General features: G+C 42.0%; 16 protein-coding genes. 9 read left to right on the forward strand and 7 right to left on the reverse strand.

Annotation, left to right across the window (positions count from 1 at the left end):
- Positions 1-22: 22 nt before the first annotated feature.
- Positions 23-151, forward strand: coding sequence for a hypothetical protein (locus CVT14_RS10970; protein ID WP_021089323.1), 129 nt, complete (start codon positions 23-25; stop codon positions 149-151).
- Between the two features lie 232 nt (positions 152-383).
- On the opposite strand, the gene uvrB is transcribed toward CVT14_RS10970, so the two are convergent.
- Positions 384-2,360 carry an excinuclease ABC subunit UvrB gene (gene uvrB, locus CVT14_RS06245; protein ID WP_021089311.1) on the reverse strand — a complete coding sequence of 659 codons (1,977 nt, stop codon included), beginning with the start codon at positions 2,358-2,360 and terminating at the stop codon, positions 384-386.
- 125 nt (positions 2,361-2,485) lie between these two features.
- On the opposite strand from uvrB, the gene CVT14_RS06250 reads away from it, so the two are divergent.
- From CVT14_RS06250 to CVT14_RS06285, 8 genes are all read left to right on the forward strand, one after another.
- Positions 2,486-2,719 carry a hypothetical protein gene (locus tag CVT14_RS06250; RefSeq protein WP_021089317.1) on the forward strand — a complete coding sequence of 78 codons (234 nt, stop codon included), beginning with the start codon at positions 2,486-2,488 and terminating at the stop codon, positions 2,717-2,719.
- 23 nt (positions 2,720-2,742) lie between these two features.
- A complete protein-coding gene (locus CVT14_RS06255) occupies positions 2,743-2,979 on the forward strand; it encodes a hypothetical protein (RefSeq protein WP_009293636.1) in 237 nt (78 codons plus the stop codon).
- Positions 2,976-3,386, forward strand: coding sequence for a type II secretion system protein (locus tag CVT14_RS06260; RefSeq protein WP_021089344.1), 411 nt, complete (start codon positions 2,976-2,978; stop codon positions 3,384-3,386). Before CVT14_RS06255 ends, CVT14_RS06260 begins: the two co-directional genes overlap by 4 nt.
- Positions 3,386-5,236, forward strand: a complete 1,851-nt coding sequence (locus tag CVT14_RS06265) for a primosomal protein N' (RefSeq protein WP_021089338.1) — start codon at positions 3,386-3,388, stop codon at positions 5,234-5,236. Before CVT14_RS06260 ends, CVT14_RS06265 begins: the two co-directional genes overlap by 1 nt.
- Positions 5,237-5,883: 647 nt before the next feature.
- A complete protein-coding gene (gene ispG, locus CVT14_RS06270; RefSeq protein ID WP_021089343.1) occupies positions 5,884-6,942 on the forward strand; it encodes a flavodoxin-dependent (E)-4-hydroxy-3-methylbut-2-enyl-diphosphate synthase in 1,059 nt (352 codons plus the stop codon).
- Positions 6,943-6,946: 4 nt separating this feature from the next.
- A complete protein-coding gene (locus tag CVT14_RS06275) occupies positions 6,947-8,359 on the forward strand; it encodes a replicative DNA helicase (protein ID WP_107849949.1) in 1,413 nt (470 codons plus the stop codon).
- Between the two features lie 2 nt (positions 8,360-8,361).
- The gene (locus CVT14_RS06280; protein WP_107849950.1) at positions 8,362-9,609 is read left to right on the forward strand and encodes a ComEC/Rec2 family competence protein; all 1,248 of its coding nucleotides are present in this window, start codon (positions 8,362-8,364) and stop codon (positions 9,607-9,609) included.
- Positions 9,610-9,661: 52 nt separating this feature from the next.
- A complete protein-coding gene (locus tag CVT14_RS06285; protein ID WP_107849951.1) occupies positions 9,662-10,030 on the forward strand; it encodes a hypothetical protein in 369 nt (122 codons plus the stop codon).
- A gap of 29 nt (positions 10,031-10,059) precedes the next feature.
- Here CVT14_RS06285 and CVT14_RS06290 read toward each other — a convergent pair whose 3' ends face one another.
- From CVT14_RS06290 to fliP, 6 genes are read right to left on the reverse strand one after another with little or no spacing between them, the layout of a single operon-like run.
- The gene (locus CVT14_RS06290) at positions 10,060-10,923 is read right to left on the reverse strand and encodes an EamA family transporter (RefSeq protein WP_107849952.1); all 864 of its coding nucleotides are present in this window, start codon (positions 10,921-10,923) and stop codon (positions 10,060-10,062) included.
- Positions 10,920-12,155, reverse strand: coding sequence for a TolC family protein (locus CVT14_RS06295; protein ID WP_107849953.1), 1,236 nt, complete (start codon positions 12,153-12,155; stop codon positions 10,920-10,922). Before CVT14_RS06295 ends, CVT14_RS06290 begins: the two co-directional genes overlap by 4 nt.
- Entirely contained in the window at positions 12,152-15,178 is a 3,027-nt protein-coding gene (locus tag CVT14_RS06300) for an efflux RND transporter permease subunit (protein WP_107849954.1), read from the reverse strand. The genes CVT14_RS06295 and CVT14_RS06300 overlap by 4 nt, the downstream gene beginning before the upstream one ends.
- Positions 15,175-15,918, reverse strand: coding sequence for an efflux RND transporter periplasmic adaptor subunit (locus CVT14_RS06305; RefSeq protein ID WP_107849955.1), 744 nt, complete (start codon positions 15,916-15,918; stop codon positions 15,175-15,177). The genes CVT14_RS06300 and CVT14_RS06305 overlap by 4 nt, the downstream gene beginning before the upstream one ends.
- Positions 15,915-17,180 (reverse strand): TolC family protein, encoded by a 1,266-nt coding sequence (locus tag CVT14_RS06310; RefSeq protein ID WP_107849956.1) that lies wholly within the window; start codon positions 17,178-17,180, stop codon positions 15,915-15,917. Before CVT14_RS06310 ends, CVT14_RS06305 begins: the two co-directional genes overlap by 4 nt.
- Complete coding sequence (gene fliP / locus CVT14_RS06315; protein ID WP_196779718.1) at positions 17,180-17,902, reverse strand: flagellar type III secretion system pore protein FliP; 723 nt, start codon at positions 17,900-17,902, stop codon at positions 17,180-17,182. The genes CVT14_RS06310 and fliP overlap by 1 nt, the downstream gene beginning before the upstream one ends.
- Between the last annotated feature and the right edge of the window lie 10 nt (positions 17,903-17,912).

A 17,912-nucleotide genomic window follows, 5' to 3' on the forward strand; every position in this document is an offset into this window, starting at 1 on the left:
TTGCCAAAGAGAATAAGTTTTTTTGCTTCTCTACAAAAGCAAAGCTAAATTTAAAAATCCAAAAGAGCCAAACTATGGCATTTGGCAGCAGTATTTTGTGATAGATTTAAATGTTGTGCAGTTAAAATTTGCGCAGACCATAGACACGTAGAAATTTAAATTTTAGCTACCAAAACATCAAGGCAAAGTATCTTGTGATGATTTTAAATGCTATGAAGAAATTTCTGACCAAAAATAGAATAAGTAAATTTAAGCCATCAAGACAAGAAAATTTTTGTTTCAGACAAGGCGGATGAGCAAAAACGAGGGAGCGTATATATGATACGTGACCGAAGTTTGAAGCGATATCCAACGCAGTATAAAACAAAAAGGGCTTGTCTTTTTTAAAGTTTTCTCATCTTTGCTATCTCATCTCTTAGCGCCGCCGCCTTCTCAAACTCCAGCTGCGCCGCCGCTTCAAGCATCTGCTTTCTTAGCTCTTTTACTATCGCAGCTCGCTCGCTAGCTGGCATCTTCTCTAAATTTTTACCACGCTTGTAAATTTCACCATCATCCTCAACGTGCAAGCTCTCTTCGATATTTCTGCTAGCAGAGTGCGGCGTGATGCCGTGAGCTTTGTTGTATTCATCTTGAAATTTACGCCTAGCTGTCGTCGTATCGATCGCCTCTTTCATCGAGTGCGTGATCTTTTTGGCAAACATTAGCACCTTGCCATTTACATTTCTAGCCGCACGCCCCATCGTCTGTATAAGGCTCGTTGTCGAGCGCAAAAAACCCTCTTTATCGGCGTCCATTATCGCTATCAGGCTCACTTCAGGCAGGTCAAGCCCCTCACGGAGCAAATTTATGCCTATTAGCATGTCAAATTCGCCGCTTCTAAGCCCTCTAATGATCTCATTTCGCTCGATCGCATCGATGTCTGAGTGCATATACTTGACCTTTATGCCAAGCTCGATATAGTAGCGGCTTAGCTCCTCGGCCATCTTTTTAGTTAGCACCGTAACTAGCACTCGCTCACCTCTAGCGATGACCGCCTTTGCCTCGTCAAATAGCGCCTCGACTTGATTGTCACTATCTTTTATCTCGATGATCGGATCAAGTAGCCCAGTAGGTCGCAAAATTTGCTCATAGACGTGGCCCTGGCTGATACCAAGCTCATATTCGTTTGGCGTGGCTGAGACAAAGAGAAATTTCGCCTTTTTGCTTATAAACTCGTCAAATTTAAGCGGCCTGTTATCAAGCGCTGAAGGCAAGCGAAATCCATACTCCACAAGCACCTCTTTACGGCTCCTATCGCCTGCGTACATACCCCTAAACTGCGGCAAGCTCACGTGGCTCTCATCGACGATGACTAGATAGTCTTTGCCACTTATCTCAAAGTAGTCAAACATCGAGTATGGCGTCTCTCCGGGCTTTTGACCGGTTAGGTGGCGCGCGTAGTTTTCGATGCCCTTACACATGCCAGTGCTTGCCATCATCTCAAGGTCAAACTCCACCCTTTGTTTTAGTCTTTGCGCCTCGACTAGCTTGCCCTGCTCGTTAAATTCTTTTAAACGCGCATCAAGCTCCTCTTCGATCTCTTTCATCGCGATCTTTAGCCTATCAGCGCCCACGATGAACTGGCTGGTGGCGTAAAGCGTAAATTTGGAGATATCCTTTAGCCTTTTGTTGTCAAGCACGTCAAAATGATACATCGCATCGATCTCATCGCCAAAAAACTCGACCCTTAAGGCTTCGTCGTTGTAGTAAGCTGGGTAAATATCCACCACATCGCCATTTACACGAAAATCCCCCCTATCAAAGTAGTTGTCATTGCGCTTATAGCCCATATCCACAAGCTGCTCTAAAAGCTTTCTTTGGCTTATCTTCTCACCCACGCTAAGATATGCCACCATCCCTTTATACTCGCTTGGATTACCAAGGCCGTAGTTTGCAGAGACTGAGGCCACACAGACGACATCATCAAAGCTTAGCAAACTAGCCGTCGCAGAGAGGCGCAAGCGCTCAAGCTCCTCATTTACTGAGCTATCCTTTTCTATATATAGGTCGCTTCTTGGGATATAGGCCTCTGGCTGGTAGTAGTCGTAGTAGCTTATGAAGTACTCGACGTGGTTTTTTGGGAAAAAGCCCTTAAATTCGCTGTAAAGCTGAGCGGCTAAGGATTTGTTATGCGTCATTATAAGCGTTGGCATGTTTAGCTCGCGTATGACATTTGCCATGGTAAAGGTCTTACCAGATCCTGTCACGCCTAGAAGAGTTTGGTATTTATTGTCTGATTTTATACTTTTTACTATCTCTTTTATCGCTCTTGCTTGATCGCTGCTTGGGCTAAATTTAGATGAAATTTCAAATTTACTCATTAACTACCTTTAAATTTGGGCGAATTTTATAGCAAAGATAGTGCTTTGTCAAATGAGAATTTTAAAAAGAATTTAGCCTCTGCGTGTTAGAATACGGCATTAATTATTATTTTAAAGGAACCTTTATGTTTGAAGATAATGCGATCTTAACCACACTAAGCGATAAAGTAAATGACCTCATCACAAAATACGATGAAGTTTGCAAAGTAAATGAAGAGCTACGTAACGAGATCGTAACATTAAAAGCACAAAATGAAGCAAAAACCAACCAGATCATGCGCCTAGAAGAGGATTTAGACAAGAAAAATAGCGAAGCTGATGATGTAATGAAAAAGATCGAAGCTGTCCTTGGTAGATAAGCTAGGCATTTTTGGCATAAAAGATGAAACAGATCACGCTCACCGTATCATCTCGCGACTACACAATAACGCTTGATGATGATTTTGCTGAAGTTTTTGAGCGTGACTGGCAGAAATTTATGGGGGGAAAGAAATTTATCGAGCCACGTGAGCTTATAAACGCCTTTGTCGAAAAGAGCTACGAGAGCTACACAAATTTGCGCGTCGTAAAGGACGTCACAAAAGAGATAGAAGAGATACTAAAACCGGAAAATAAATGAAAAAAAGAGCTTTTACCCTAATAGAAATTATATTTGTCATCGTCATACTTGGCGTCTTAAGCGCTATTGCTATACCAAAACTTTTCTTTACTAGAAGCGACGCCATAGTCGCAAATGCGAAAACGCAAATCGCTGCCATAAAAAGCGGCATCTCGCTAAAATACAACGATAGCGTCCTAAAAGGCACTCCAGCATATCCAGACGCGCTTGATGATGGGAACAAACTTTTCAACAAAGTAATAAGCGTAAATATCGCAGACAGCGGCACAAAAAACGGCTGGCATAAAACTGGAGCAACCACTTATACCTTCAAACTAGACGGACAAACAGCAAATTTCACTTACAAAAACACAACTGGCGAATTTAACTGCGAGAGTAGCGACGGACTTTGCAGTGCTCTTGAGTGATGAGATACTACGAGGTCGTATTTAGCGGGGTAAATTTAGCTGCGCTCACATATAAAAGTGAGCTAGATATTGCGCCATTTCGTGCCGTCACTGCAAAACTTAGGGGCAAAACCCTAGTTGGCTTTATCCTGCGCGAAGTGGGCGAGCCAAGCTTTAAAACAAGCTTTATTGATGAAATTTTACCCATTAAGCTAAACGATATCCAAGTAACATTAGCTAAATTTATCGCCTACTACTACACCTGCGAGCTTGGCGTTGCTATAAATTTATTTGAACCACAAAGCCTTACTGATGATGAAATTTATAGTGGCGAAAGCGACTTTAAATCGCCAAATTTAAGCCCAAAGCAGCTTGAAGCGCTAAATTTTATAAACGAGCGAAAAAGCTCGCTCATCTTTGGCGACACAGGAAGTGGCAAAAGTGAAATTTACATAGCTAAAATTAGAGAAATTTTAAACGCAGGTAACCAAGCGCTATTTTTAATGCCTGAAATTTCACTAACACCGCAGATGCAAAAGCGCTTAGAAAGCTTCTTTGGCGAGGCTGTGGCTGTGTGGCACTCTAAGATCACGCCAAAGAAAAAAGAGCAAATTTTAAAAGACATCAAAAGTGGCAAAGCAAGGCTTATTGCAGGTGCAAGATCTGCCCTATTTTTGCCACTTGAGAAGCTAAAACTCATCATCATCGACGAAGAGCACGACGATAGCTACAAAAACACAGGCTCAAAACCCCACTACAACGCAAGAGATCTCGCACTCTTTTTAACTAGCAAATTTGACCTGCAAGTGGTACTTGGAAGCGCCACGCCAAGCCTTACGAGCTTTTACAAGCAAGAATGTTTTCGCCTAAAAGGGACATATTTTGCGTCGCAAAAGAGCTATATATTTGACGAGAGCGAGACTGGCATAAGCGAAATTTTAAAAGAGCAGATCGCAAAGACGCTTGAAAACAAAAAACAAGCCGTCATCTGCCTGCCAACAAGGGCAAATTTCAAATATCTTGTCTGCAAAAACTGCGGCGAGACGGTGAAGTGTCCATTTTGTAGCATCGGTATGAGCTACTATAAAAAGCAAAACGTGCTCAAGTGCCAATACTGCGAGCACAAAATGGCCGTGCCAAAGACCTGCCACCAGTGCGGTAGCGAGATGATAGAGGCTAAAAAGATCGGCACGAGCGAGCTTTTAGAGCGGCTGCAAGCTGAGTTTGCAAACGCTAGGATCGCTAAATTTGACAGAGACGAGATCACGACGCAAAATAAGCTCGTAAAGGCTTTAAAAGAATTTAACGACGGCAAGATAGATATCCTGCTTGGCACGCAGATGTTAAGCAAGGGGCATGACTATCACAACGTCGAGCTAGCCGTCATCATGGGCTTTGACGAGCTTTTAAATTTTCCTGATTTTAGAGCCAGAGAGCGGACGCTTGCCCTTGCCATGCAAGTAGCTGGCAGAGCCGGCAGAAACGGAGCTGGCAGGGTCATCATTCAAAGCAAACAAAGGGAGTTTTTTGAAAGTTATATCAGCGACTATGACGCATTTTTAAAGGAGGAGATCAGCTACCGAGAGGGGCTGTATCCGCCATTTACGAGGCTGCTTCGTGTGGTCGTTTCGCACAAAGATGAGAGCACAGCAAAGGGCGCAATGAACGAATTTGTGCAAAGACTAGAGCCACTAAAAGGCGATGAACTAGAGATCGTGGGATATGGCAAGTGCCAGGCTGAGTATCTTGTGGGTAAATTTAGATATGAAATTTTACTTCGTTCAAACTCACACACCATGCTTTTAAAAGCGGCAAACCTCTGCAAAAGCGAACTTAGCGATATCGATATAGATCCGGTGAATTTTAGTTAGAAGAAGAATTTAATAAAGCAAATTTTAAATTTAGCAAGTTGCTAAGGCGAGTGAGAAAATTTTAAAATTTGCAAATTTGCCTTGTGAAGTCAGATAAATGTCAAGTAAATTTTAAAATTTCATGAACGAGCAATTTCGGCTCTAAAATTTGAGCTAAGCTGTAAGCGAAGCCAAATTTTAGTAGTCAATTCTTGCGAGTGAGTGGAATTTTAAAATTTGCAAAATGGATTTTTAAAATTTAAAGCTTTATTTCTTTGTTAAGGGGGAAGAGGCTTGAATTACGGTCTGCTTGCAGTTGCGAGCTTGCTAAGCAAAGAAGCTCCCTTCCCCCTTAACAATCCCCTAAACCCCTCGCACGTTCAAAGTGCATGCAATTGTGCTTCGCACTGCATGCGTTTTGTGTAATAGAAAGTCAGACAAATTTTAAAATTAGAGCTGGCATATCACGCTTCTAAATTTAGTGGCGAATGACCATGAACCCTAAATTTAGTAAGCTGCTAAGGCGAGTGAGTGAAATTTTAAAATTTGCATTTACAATAAAGAGACCTGAATTGCAAACTGCCTGCATTTAAAAACTTTATTAATTTTTCAAGCCTTTTAAAAGCCATTTTTTTTTATAATCCCCAATAAAATTTAAAGGCAAAATTTTGCAACGATACCCGACAAAACAGATAAAAATTCGCGATGTTTTAATAGGCGGTGACGCACCGATCTCCGTGCAGTCGATGACATTTTCAAAGACAAAAGACGTAAAAGGCACACTTGAGCAGATACAAAGGCTATATTTTGCAGGCTGTGACATCGTGCGCTGCGCAGTTTTTGACAAAGAGGACGCCAGCGCGTTAAAAGAGATCGTCGCTGGCTCACCCATCCCAGTCGTTGCAGACATTCATTTTAACCACACCTACGCGCTCATCGTTAGCGAATTTGTCGATGCTATCCGCATAAATCCAGGCAACATAGGCTCAGCTAAAAATATAAAAGCAGTCGTTGATGCCTGCAAACAGCGAAATTTACCTATCCGCATAGGCGTAAATTCTGGCTCGCTTGAAAAGCAGTTTGAGGATCGCTATGGCCGCACGGTTGAGGCTATGGTGGAGAGTGCTTTATACAACATCAAGCTTCTTGAGGATTTTGACTTTACGGACATTAAAATTTCGCTTAAATCAAGTGACGTCGAGTGCACTATGCAAGCATATAGAGCGCTTCGCCCAAAGACAAACTACCCATTTCATCTAGGCGTAACAGAGGCAGGTACAACTTTTCACGCGACTATCAAGTCCGCGATCGCACTTGGCGGGCTTTTGCTTGAAGGCATCGGCGACACGATGAGAGTTAGCATCACGGGCGAGCTTGAAGAGGAGATCAAAGTCGCAAAGGCGATCTTAAAGGATAGTGGCCGCCAAAAAGAGGGGCTAAACATCATCTCATGCCCAACTTGTGGGCGTTTGCAAGCTGATTTAATGGCTGCAGTAAAGCTCGTAGAAGAAAAGACAAAAGGGATAAAAGAGCCACTAAATGTCTCAGTGATGGGCTGCGTAGTAAATGCTATCGGCGAGGCAAAAGGCGCAGACGTCGCCATAGCATTTGGCAAGGGAAATGGCATGATCATGCGCCACGGCGAAGTGGTCGCTAGACTGCCTGAGAGCGAGCTTGTGGATAGATTTTTACAAGAGATCGACGACGAGATAAAGAGCAGAGGATAAAGCAGTGGCAAAAGAGAGACTTAACGAGATAGAATTTAGCAACCTTTACGACCTTGATATGGAGCGAGCCATACTAAGCTCGATCATCGCAAACAACGATGCTTTGGGCGAAATTTTTGACACGATCAAGGCTGGCGACTTTTACCTAAAGGCTCACGCACAAATTTACAAAGCGATGGTTGATTGTCTAAACGGCGACGTGCCTATCGCATCGACATTTATCAAAAACAAGCTTGGCGAAAACTACGATGACAACGTCATGGCGAGCATTTTGGCCACAAACTCGATCATCGACATCCAAAGATACGCAAACGAGCTAAAAGAAAAATCGATAAAACGAAGTCTAGTCAAGATCGCTCACGATATCCCAAGTAAGGTAAATGAGGACAAAGCTAGCCGCGATATGGTCGATGAGCTAAGTCAAGAATTTTACTCTCTTGTCGATGGCAGCGGCACTGGCAGCATCAGAGATAGCGAAGATATCATAAAAAGCTTGATCGTGCATATGCAAAAGCAAGCTGCCCTAAATGAGCGCGATATCATCGGACTAAACACTGGCTTTAAAAAGTTAAATGAGATGATAAAAGGCTTTAAAAATGGCGACCTCATCATCATCGCAGCACGCCCTGGCATGGGTAAAACGACGCTTTGTCTAAATTTCATGGGGCACGTTTTAAAAAGTGGCGCTGGCGTCGTCTTTTTCTCACTTGAGATGCCAGCAGAGCAGATCATGATGAGGATGCTAGCCGACAAGACCTCGATCCCTCTTCAAGAGATAATGACAGCAACCTTGGACGACGAGAAGCTCGCTCACTTTAGCCACGCATGCAGCGAATTTTCGCACGCCAAACTCTTTGTGCACGATAGCGGATACGTAAATATCCACCAAGTAAGGACGCAGCTTCGCAAGCTAAAGTCGGCCCACCCTGAAATTTCACTCTGCGTCATCGACTACATCGGCCTTATGATGAGCACAAACAACTATGCCGATCGCCACATACAAATAGCTGAAATTTCTCGTGGCTTAAAGCTTCTAGCGCGCGAGCTGGATATGCCTATCATCGCACTTTCGCAGCTAAACCGCGGCCTTGAAGCACGCGCGAACAAGCGCCCTATGCTAAGTGACCTAAGAGAGTCAGGCGCGATCGAGCAAGACGCTGACATCATCCTTTTTGTCTATAGGCACGAGGTCTATCTTGAGCAAGAGGAGAACGAGAAAAAGAGCAAGGCAGCAGCCGATGGCAAAGAGTATAAAAGCGAGCATGTTTTTAACAAGCTTCAAGAAAACGCGGAGATCATCGTTGGCAAAAACAGAAACGGCGAAGTGGGATCTATCGACGTGCTCTTTCAAAAGCAGTACTCTCGCTTTTGCGATATCGCCACCACACCGGTGCAATCAACTGAATTTAAAGAGTAAATTTGCCAAAAAGCAGGCGTGTATTTTATTTTCTCCTGCTTTGCCTTTTGCTTTTTTGTCTAAATTTAGCGCTTAAATTTCATGAATATAACGCTTTTATGGAGCTTGGCGAGCAAGACGTCCTAGGCAAAGTAAGCGTAAATTTCACCAAAGAGAAAAACGGCAAAAAGCGCCAGATCATCAGGATCGACACCTCAAATTTTAGCTTTTACACAACCGCTTCTAAAAAAGACGAGATCAGCCTTTATGACGTAGTAGCGCTTAGCGTTCAGCCAATAGACGTTAGTTTTAAAAACTATCTTTCTGGCTCATTTTACATGCCAAGCTACGATAGAGCCGTTATCAAAAAAGACGAGAGCCTAAGGCAAAGAGCTATAAATTTCATCTTCGCTCAGCACGAAAATGCCAAAATTTCGCAACTTTACTCAGCGCTTTTTCTTGGCACAAATGTCTTTGGCGAGCTAAGAGATGACGTCTCAAACTGGGGCGTGGCGCACCTCATCGCCATTAGCGGATATCATCTTGGCGTCATAAGCGCGGTTTGCTTTTTTATTTTAAAGCTCGTTTTTAAGCCCATCTACGCAAGATATATGCCTTACCGCTCATACATTTTTGACTTTACTATCGTCATATTTTTGGTGCTTTGCTTTTACTTTTATATGATCGGCTTTATAGCAAGCTTTTTGCGGGCATTTTTGATGAGCGTGGCTGGATTTTACATGATCTGCAAAAAGATAAAGATCTTAAATTTCTACACGCTCTTTGGCGTTATTTTATTTAGCGTCGCCCTATTTCCGCAGCTTCTTTTTAGCGTTGGCTTTTATTTTTCATGCCTTGGCGTCTTTTATATCTTCGTCTATCTTTTATACTTTGCGCCCAAATTTAGCCTGCTAGCAAACTCGCTACTTTTAAATTTATATGTCTTTTTTGCGATGGAGGTTGCGGTGCTCTATTTCTTTCCACTTATTAGCCTCTTGCAGCTTAGCGTGCTTGTCCTAAACTACATATTTGGCGTATTTTATCCACTAAGCTTTTTGCTTCATATATTTGGATATGGTGGCATTTTTGATGAAATTTTAAGCAAGATGTTAGCTTTTAGACTAAGCTCTGGTAGTCTTCACATAAGCACATTTGTCTTTTTAATCTATAACGCCATCACGCTTTTATGCGTTAAATTTAAGCCAGCAGCACTTTTGCCACCACTATTTGGCGTGACATCGCTTTTGCTCTTTTTGCTAAATTTTTCGTAGCCAAAGTTTTATTTAAATTTGCCGATATGCTTTTAAATTTAAAGGCGAGGCGATGCAGATAAACTCAAATTTTATAAATTTAACTAAAAATGGCTCTTCAAATAGTGCAAATTTAAAGAGCGATGAAGCAAATTCAAAAAGCGAAAATTTACAAAGCGACAAAAGCGCTATCTTACATGACGCTTCAAATTTAGTTAGCGAGACAAATAACGAGAGCGAGAGTAGCGCCGATGTCATAAAAAAGCAGTTAGAAAAACTGCAAAAACAGCTAAAAGAGATTGAAGCTGCGATAAAGCAAGCAAGTGCGAGCAAAAACCCATACGCAAAAGAGCTGGTCGCCTCGCTTCAGACCAAAAAAGGAGCTATCTTTGCTCGGATAATGCAGCTAAACGCCCAGCTTGTAAAGATGCAAGGCGCTTAAAAAGCTCAAATTTAACCCTAAATTTAACCTCACGCAGCCTTTACGCCGTAAAATTTTATCACTCTATTGTGAATTAATAGCGAGATATACATTATCACAGCTCCTAAAATAAGCCTTGTTAGGTTGGTGTCCTTTTGCCAAAAGACCAAATTTACGATGATAGCAGCTGGTATGAGGGCGTTATTCATGATGGCAAGCACGCCGCTATCGACCTCGCAAGCCCCTTTGTTCCACATAAAATAGCCAACCCCGCTAGCAACCGCTCCAAGCCACAAAAGCACCAAAGTTTGGGTTAGATCAACGTGAAATTTAGCTGGATTGCCAAGTGTTATGAGTGCGATCACTGCTACAAAAAACGCTCCAAAGTGAAAGTAGCCAAAGACCTTTTTTTGATCCACGTCATATCTCTCCAAAAGCGCCTTATAGGCACTCTGCCCTGCTCCAAAGCAGATATTTGCGCCTTGCACCAGCAAAAAGCCCTTTATCGCCCCTTCGTTTATCGCGCCATACTTTATGACAAGCGCGCCAAAGACCGCAACACCAACGCTAAAGAGATAAAGCGGTCTAAATTTAAAGCTAAATGCGTCATATATGAGCGTCACATAAAATGGCGTAAAAATGGTAAAAAGGGCGACTTCTGGCACGCTTAGATATAAAAACGAGTTGTAGTAGCAAAGATACATAAGCCCTATTTGCACCGCTCCTATGCCCATTATGCCAAGGGCGAGCTTGGGGCTGACGCCTCGAAATTTCGTAAATGGCAAAAAAACTAGGCTTGCAAGCGTCACACGCACAAAAACAGCCAGATAGCTATCGACCTTGCCAGCTAAAAATTCCCCTATCAAGCTAAAGCTAAACGCCCACAAAATGGTCACAAAGATCAGTTTATTCATTCTATCACCACCTCATTTATATTTCTTGCGCATTCAAAAAAGTATTCAAGCTTGTTTAGCTCGAGCAAATCGCCATTTAAAATGAAATTTGCCCTGTCGCTAAAATTTTTCTCACTTACAAACAAAAACTGCTCAAATTTTACCTTGCCGCTAAGATAGCCATTTAGCAGGTCATTAAAGTCGCTATCAAGGCTATCTTGCTTAAGTGAGTCTAAATTTAGCCTAGCGCTTAAACCCTCTATCACGCCCCTTAGATCCTTTAGCCTAGCTATTATCCTGTTTTCTTCATCGCTTAGATCAAGCGCGGCCTTTTGCTCCTCTATGCGCTTAGTTTGGCTTTGCTTGCTAAGGCTTAGGCTATCTGGCAGCTTCCACTCAAACTCCACTCTAGGCTTGTTTGCATCAGCATACGCATCAACCATCTGTGAAGTCGTCCTCTCGCCTTTTTTAAAGCTGTTATTATTCACACTTTGCGTATCTTTTAAGTAAATTTTTGGAGCAAATTTGCTCTTTTGCTTCTCATTTTCTTGCTCTTTTATATATTTTTCTTGCCCCATAGCCCCAAGTTTGGCGCTTATATCATCTTTGCTAAAATCAGGCATCATTATCTTTGAGCCAGCATTAAAGCCGATCTCGCCGTTTGAGAGTAAATTTATCCTTGAGTTTAGCTCAGCTAGCTTAAGTCCAAGCTCGTCAAGCTCAGCTCTTTTTTTATTTAGTGTGAAATTTATCGCATCAAACTCGCTCTTATCTATCTCGCCATACTCAAACCAAAACTCATTTTCAGCCGCAGCCTTTGCAAAGCTATCTACAAATTTTGTCTCTAAATTTATAAGAGAATTTAGCGCAACAGCGTTAAAATAGACCTTTGCGACCTGAAAAGCAGTGAGATTCATCAGCTCTTCATCTTTGTAAATTTTCTCCACGCCCTTGTGGTCTAAAATCTTATCCGAAGCCTCGCTCGCACCGCCGTCAAAGATGAGATACTCGACCTTTGCCGTGATCGATCCAGCCTTTGTCATATATCCGCCCTTTAACTCGTCAGGCACAAAGGTATATCTGCCATCAAGGGATAAATTTAGCTTGTTGCTCTTGTTTTTATTTATATATTCGTTTTTATTAAATTCTTTCAAGCTCTCAAGCTTCGCACTTTGCGCCAGAGCGATGATCTCTAGTAAATTTCCAGCCCAAAGAGGCAAAGCAAAGAGCAAAACCGCCAAAATCTTCTTCAAATTCTCTCCCTTTCATAAAATTTTCTTATAAATTTATCAAGATTATAGACCCATGCAAAAAGCACTGGCACGACAAGCAGGCTTAGCAAGGTCGAGCTAATGAGCCCAAAGATGATGCTTATAGCCATAGGTGAGTTGGCCTCATAGCCAGCGCCCCTGCTAAGAGCTAGTGGGAGCATGGCAAATATCATGGCAAAAGTGGTCATCAAAACGGCTCTTAGTCGCTTTTTAGCAGCCATTTTCACAGCTTCGTTTGCCTCCATGCCGCTATTTGCAAAGTGGTTTGCAAAATCAACGACTAAGATGGCGTTTTTACCGACCATACCAAAGAGCAAGATGACGCCAACCATGACAAATAGGCTAAATGGATTGTCGCTTATAAAAAGTCCGATCACGACGCCACAAAAGGCAAGTGGCATGGCAAGCATGATGAGAAATGGTAGCAAAAAGCTCTCATAAAGCGCAGCTAGCACCATGTAAATAAGCACCGCGCTAGCACTCACCGTAAAGATAAAAGAAGCGTTTGTATCGTCCATGAGCTCAACAAATCCCAAAAATTTATACTTGAAATTTGCAGGCAAAATTTCATCAAGCTTCTTTGAAATTTCATTTGCCACGCTATTTAGCGGAGCATTGTTTTTGGTATTTGCTAGAAATTTGATCTCATCGGCTCTATTAAACCTTGAAATACTAGCTGGCTTTTGCTCAAAACTAATCGTCGCCACATCGCCAAGTGTCACGAAAAAGCCCTCATTGCTTCTTATCTTGGTCTTTAAGATATCATTTGTATCGCTTCTAAATTTATCATCAAGGCGCATATAAAGCTCATACTCTTTGCCATTTTCGTTTTCAAAAACAGAGACCTCGTTCTGGCTAAATGCGCTATAAACGGCACTTGCAACGCTGGCTTTGTCTAAATTTAGCCTTTTTGCCTTATCTTCATCGATAGAAATTTGCACGCGTGTTAGCAGATCTTCTTCGGGCGAATTTACGTCCGTTGCGTCATTTATCTCTTTTAGCATCTTGCTGATCTTTGGCACAAATTTCTCTAGCTCTTTGCCATTTTCAGAGGTGATAGTAAGCTTAACTGGCTGCACATCGCCGCCTTCAACCACCGGCAAGTCAGCTACAATGACGCTCATATCGTCACTTTTTAGCTTATCACGAAACCTCTGCATGATGGCATTTTGTCGCTCGTGATTAGCTCTATCTTTTAGCTCCTTTAACCTAACGTAAGCTTTTACAAGATAAGGCTGCTTGGCGTCTGTGTAGCCAAGGATGAAGTAGGCGTAGGCCACTTGCTTGTCTGAATTTACAAGTGCGATCTTATCTTTTAGATTTTGCTTACTAGCCTCCAGACTAAGGGCGGGATCAAGCTTAAAGTAGATATTAAACTCCGAGTTATCCTCACTTGGCATGAAGTCGCCACCTACAAATTTAGCCAGTCCAAACGAGCAAACAACGACCACAAGCGTTATGGCTAAAAATATGAGCTTAAATTTAAGCGCTAAAGTTAAAAGCTTCTCGTAGCCATTTTCAAGCGCTTCAAAAAATGGCTCGCTCTTTATATAAAATTTGCTCTCCTTAGCATTTACAAACCTAGCACTAAGCGTTGGCACAAGAAATATACTCACAAAAAACGAGATGACGATACCAGCTGCTACGCTCATCGCAAATGAGTTAAAGTACTTGCCAACGATGCCACTCATAAAGGCTATTGGCACAAAGACGCAAAGCAGCACGAGAGAGATCGCAAAGACGCTAAATGCTATCTCTTTTATGCCTGCAAAGCTTGCTTTTAGAGCATTTGGCTCATCTTTTAGCCGGCTAGCGATGTTTTCAGTGACGACTATCGCATCATCGATGAAGATGCCGATGCCAAGCGTAAGGGCTATAAGGCTTAAGCGGTTGATGTCGTAGCCTAGGGCATTTATGATGAAAAATGTCGCCACGATGCTAGTTGGTATCGCCACGACTGAGATGATGGTGATCGAGAAATTTCTTAAAAACAGATATACGATCACGATGGTTAGTAAGACGCCTAGGATCATATCAAAGGCGGTTTGATCGATGTGCTTTTGTATCACTTCGCTCTTATCGTAGGCTATTTTTACGTCGTATTCGCTGCCAAGCAGGCTTTTAAACTGATCTAGTTTTGACTTGGCTAGAGCGATCACTGTTAGAGCGTTTGCGTCTGGAGCTAGCTCTAGACCCAGCAAGACGCCACTTTTTTTATCCATTATCGCTGCTTCGTTTGCGTCTTTGTAAGCAAGATCAACGCTTGCGATATCTTTTAAAAATACCCCTTGTTTGATCGTTAAATTTCTTATCTCATCTATGCTTTTGGCGCTGAAATTTGACTTGATCGCCATTTGGATCTGCTCATTTTCTATCTTGCCAAGTGGCGCTTTTAGATTTTCAACCTTTATCAAATTTGCCACTTCATTTGCACTAAGGGCGTTTTTATCAAGCTTAAATCTATCAAGTAAAATTTTCACCGCTGGCTCTAAAAAGCCATTAGTCTTGACCTTTGAAACGCCGCTTATGCGCTCTAAAAATGGCTTTGCCACGTCATCGATCTCTTGCATGAGCCTAGTTTCGTTGCCATCAAGCCTTGTGATAAAAAGGCTAAATACAGAAGAAGAGAGCCCGTTTAGCTTTTCTATCTCGTAGTTTGCGCCAACTCTCGCCTTTTGCATCTTGTCGCGGACGTCGTTTGTAGCGCTCTCTAGGTCTTTGTTTAGCTCAAATTCTATGCTTACCACGCTTAGGTTGTCAAAGCTGGTTGAGTAAAGCTTTTTTATCCCCTCGATGCTTGAGACCTCGTCCTCGATCTTTTGCGTGATCTTTGTCTTGATGTAGTTCATATCGCCGTTTGCGTAGGTCGTGATCTTAACGATTGGGATATTTACTTGCGGGTATAAATTTACATTCATCGTCTTTAGCGAGTAGATGCCAAAGACAACGAGGCTTAAGAATATCATAAGTGTAGTTATGGGGCGGTTTATGGCAGTTTTTATCATTTATTTTCGCCGATTATCACTTTTCCTTGACCAAACATACCTGGTTTTAGCCCCACATCGTAAGCTTCGGCGTAAAATTTTCTGGTCTCTCTTTTTATCTCTGGGTAAATTAGCGCGATTTTTACCTCTTTTTCTTCGCTTGTTGCGTCAAGCTTAAATTTAAAAATGTCGCCAACTTTTACTAAATTTGCGTATTTCTCATCGATCGCTATTAAAATTTTAGCCTCCTCGGAGTTTAAGACAAAGGCTGGCTGAAGCGGCGAAGCGCTCTCGCCAAGCTCGACATTTTTACTAGCTATGACGCCATCAAAAGGGGCTTTTAAAACGGCCTTTTTAAGATGATCATCTGCATTTAAAATGGCTATCTCCACACTCTGCACCCTAAGAGCTGCCTCATCAAATTTATACTTTACCTCATCAAATTCCTGCTTTGAAGTGACATCCTTTACTTGACTAAATTTATTAAAGGTGCTTTTAGCAAATTCTTTGGCGTTTTTGGCAAGCGCTAGATCGTTTTTTGCCTTTTTTAGAGCGATCTCAAGGCTTGTTTGATCAAGACTAGCTAAAACGTCACCCTTTTTAACGTGGCTTGAGACATCTACAAAAATTTTATCCACCTTGCCACTGCTCTCAAATGCAAGCTTTGAGCTTTGCTTAGCATAGACTTCAAAATCAGCAAAAATCTCCTCTGCTGCAAATGAAAAGATGCAAAATATCATTAAAATTATCAGCTTTTTCAATCCCTAATCCTCTCTAAAATGCTCTCCCCACTCTCAAAAAAATACTCCGCTTTTTTGATCTCTAGCTCATCTTTCGCCCCTTCAAAAAGGCTAATGGCATCAAATTTCTGAGAGAGCGCCTCAAGCAAGTCGCTATACCCCAAAAGTCCAGAGTTATACTTCTCAAAGCTCGCTCTAAGCGCAAGATCGCTTGCTTTTACATACTCGTTTAGCGAGGCGATCTTTGAGCTAAGAGTTGCGATCTCGTTTTGTAAATTTTTAAGTTTAGTCTCGTTTTCGCGCTTTTTATACTCTAAATTTAGCCTCGCTTCATCAAGCGCGATCTTGCTAGCTTGGCTCATCTTACTAGTTGCAAAAAAGTCAAAAATTTTCCACCTAAAGCTAACGCCAAATTTATTGCCGTGCGTATCTTCTTTTAAATATTTATCAAGATATGGGCGATAAGCGCTATATTTGCCAAGGTCGATGTCGTAGTTATTTTTGTAAAATCCATAGGTATCATAAAGCGAAATTTGGGGCAAAAAGCCAGCTCTTGTCTCGCTAAGCTTAGCCTCGCTTAAAGAAATATCTTGATTTAGTCTGTCAAGCTCGGCGTTTTTTGAAGCTAAATTTGAGCTAATATCAGCCATTTTTGCCCCGCTAAGTGGCGAAATTTGCTCGCCTGTTAGCAAATTTATCTCATTTAAAATTTGCTCCATTTTGTTTTTGTATTCAAGCTCCGCGCTGTTTGCCAAGTGGTATTTTGCCCGCACATTTTCTAGCTCATCTTTTGGGGCAAGTCCTGCAATGTTCGCCTTTTCAAGCTTGTCTAAAACGCCTTTTAAGAAATTTGCCTGAGCGTTTTTAGCTGCTATTATATTTTCAAGTGCGCAGGCGTTAAAGTATAAATTTACAGCCTTAAAGGCAAGATAGTTTTTAGCTTCATCACTCGCGATCGCAGCTTTGTTTTTTAAAAGATGGCTCATCTTTAACCTAGCCTCTCTCGCCCCGCCGTCGTATAGTAAAAAATCAATCCTTGCTAGCACGCCAGCTGACTCTTTAGCGACTATGCTTGGGAAGGTGCTTGCGTTTTTGCCGTATGAGCCCTCTAGGCTGAGGCTTGGCAAGTAGGCACTTGATGTCGCTTCGTCACTTAAATTTGCTCTTTTTAGTTCAAGCTCTTTGATCTTTGAAATTTCGTTTTGAGTGGCCTTGTTTGCTATCTCGCTTAAATTTGATCCAAATAGTGCCAAAGGCAAAAGTGCTAATAAAATTTTTTTCATCAGTGAAAGCTCTTTACTAAATTTCCTATTAGCAAATTCCAGCCATCAACTAGCACAAAGATGAGTAGCTTAAATGGCAGCGAGATCATGACAGGAGGGAGCATCATCATACCCATAGCCATCAAAACGGAGCTTACGACCATGTCGATAACCAAAAATGGCAGATAGAGCAAAAAGGCGATTTCAAAAGATGTCTTTAGCTCGCTTATCATAAAGGCTGACATCGCGATGCTTAGCGGGATATCCTCAATATTTGCTGGATTTTGCAAATTTCTTATCCTAAAAAATAGCGCAAGGTCCTTTTCTCTAGTGTTTTTAACCATAAATTCTTTAAAAGGCTTTAAGCTCTTATCAAGCATCTCCTCATAGCCTATCTGCTCGGCTATATAAGGCTTTATGCCCTCATCGTAGCTTCTTTGACCAACTGGCTCCATGATAAAAAATGTAAGCACCATCGCAAGCGAGATAAGCACCGTTGAAGGCGGCACTTGCTGCGTGCCCATCGCTTGACGCAAAAATGAAAAGACAATGACAAGGCGCAAAAAGCTCGTCATCATAAAGATGAGTGAAGGAGCGAGTGCTAGTGCGGTGAGGATTAGTAAAACATTTAGTGAATTTACAAGCTGTTCAGCATTTTGCGGTGAATTTAGGCTTAAATTTATAGTTGGTAGCGCAGGGTCAGCGCCAAAAACCACACAAAACAAAACCGCTAAGCTAAGCAGTGCTTTCACG

Origin of the sequence: Campylobacter concisus (assembly GCF_003048445.1) — a bacterium.
Taxonomy (GTDB): domain Bacteria; phylum Campylobacterota; class Campylobacteria; order Campylobacterales; family Campylobacteraceae; genus Campylobacter_A; species Campylobacter_A concisus_BF.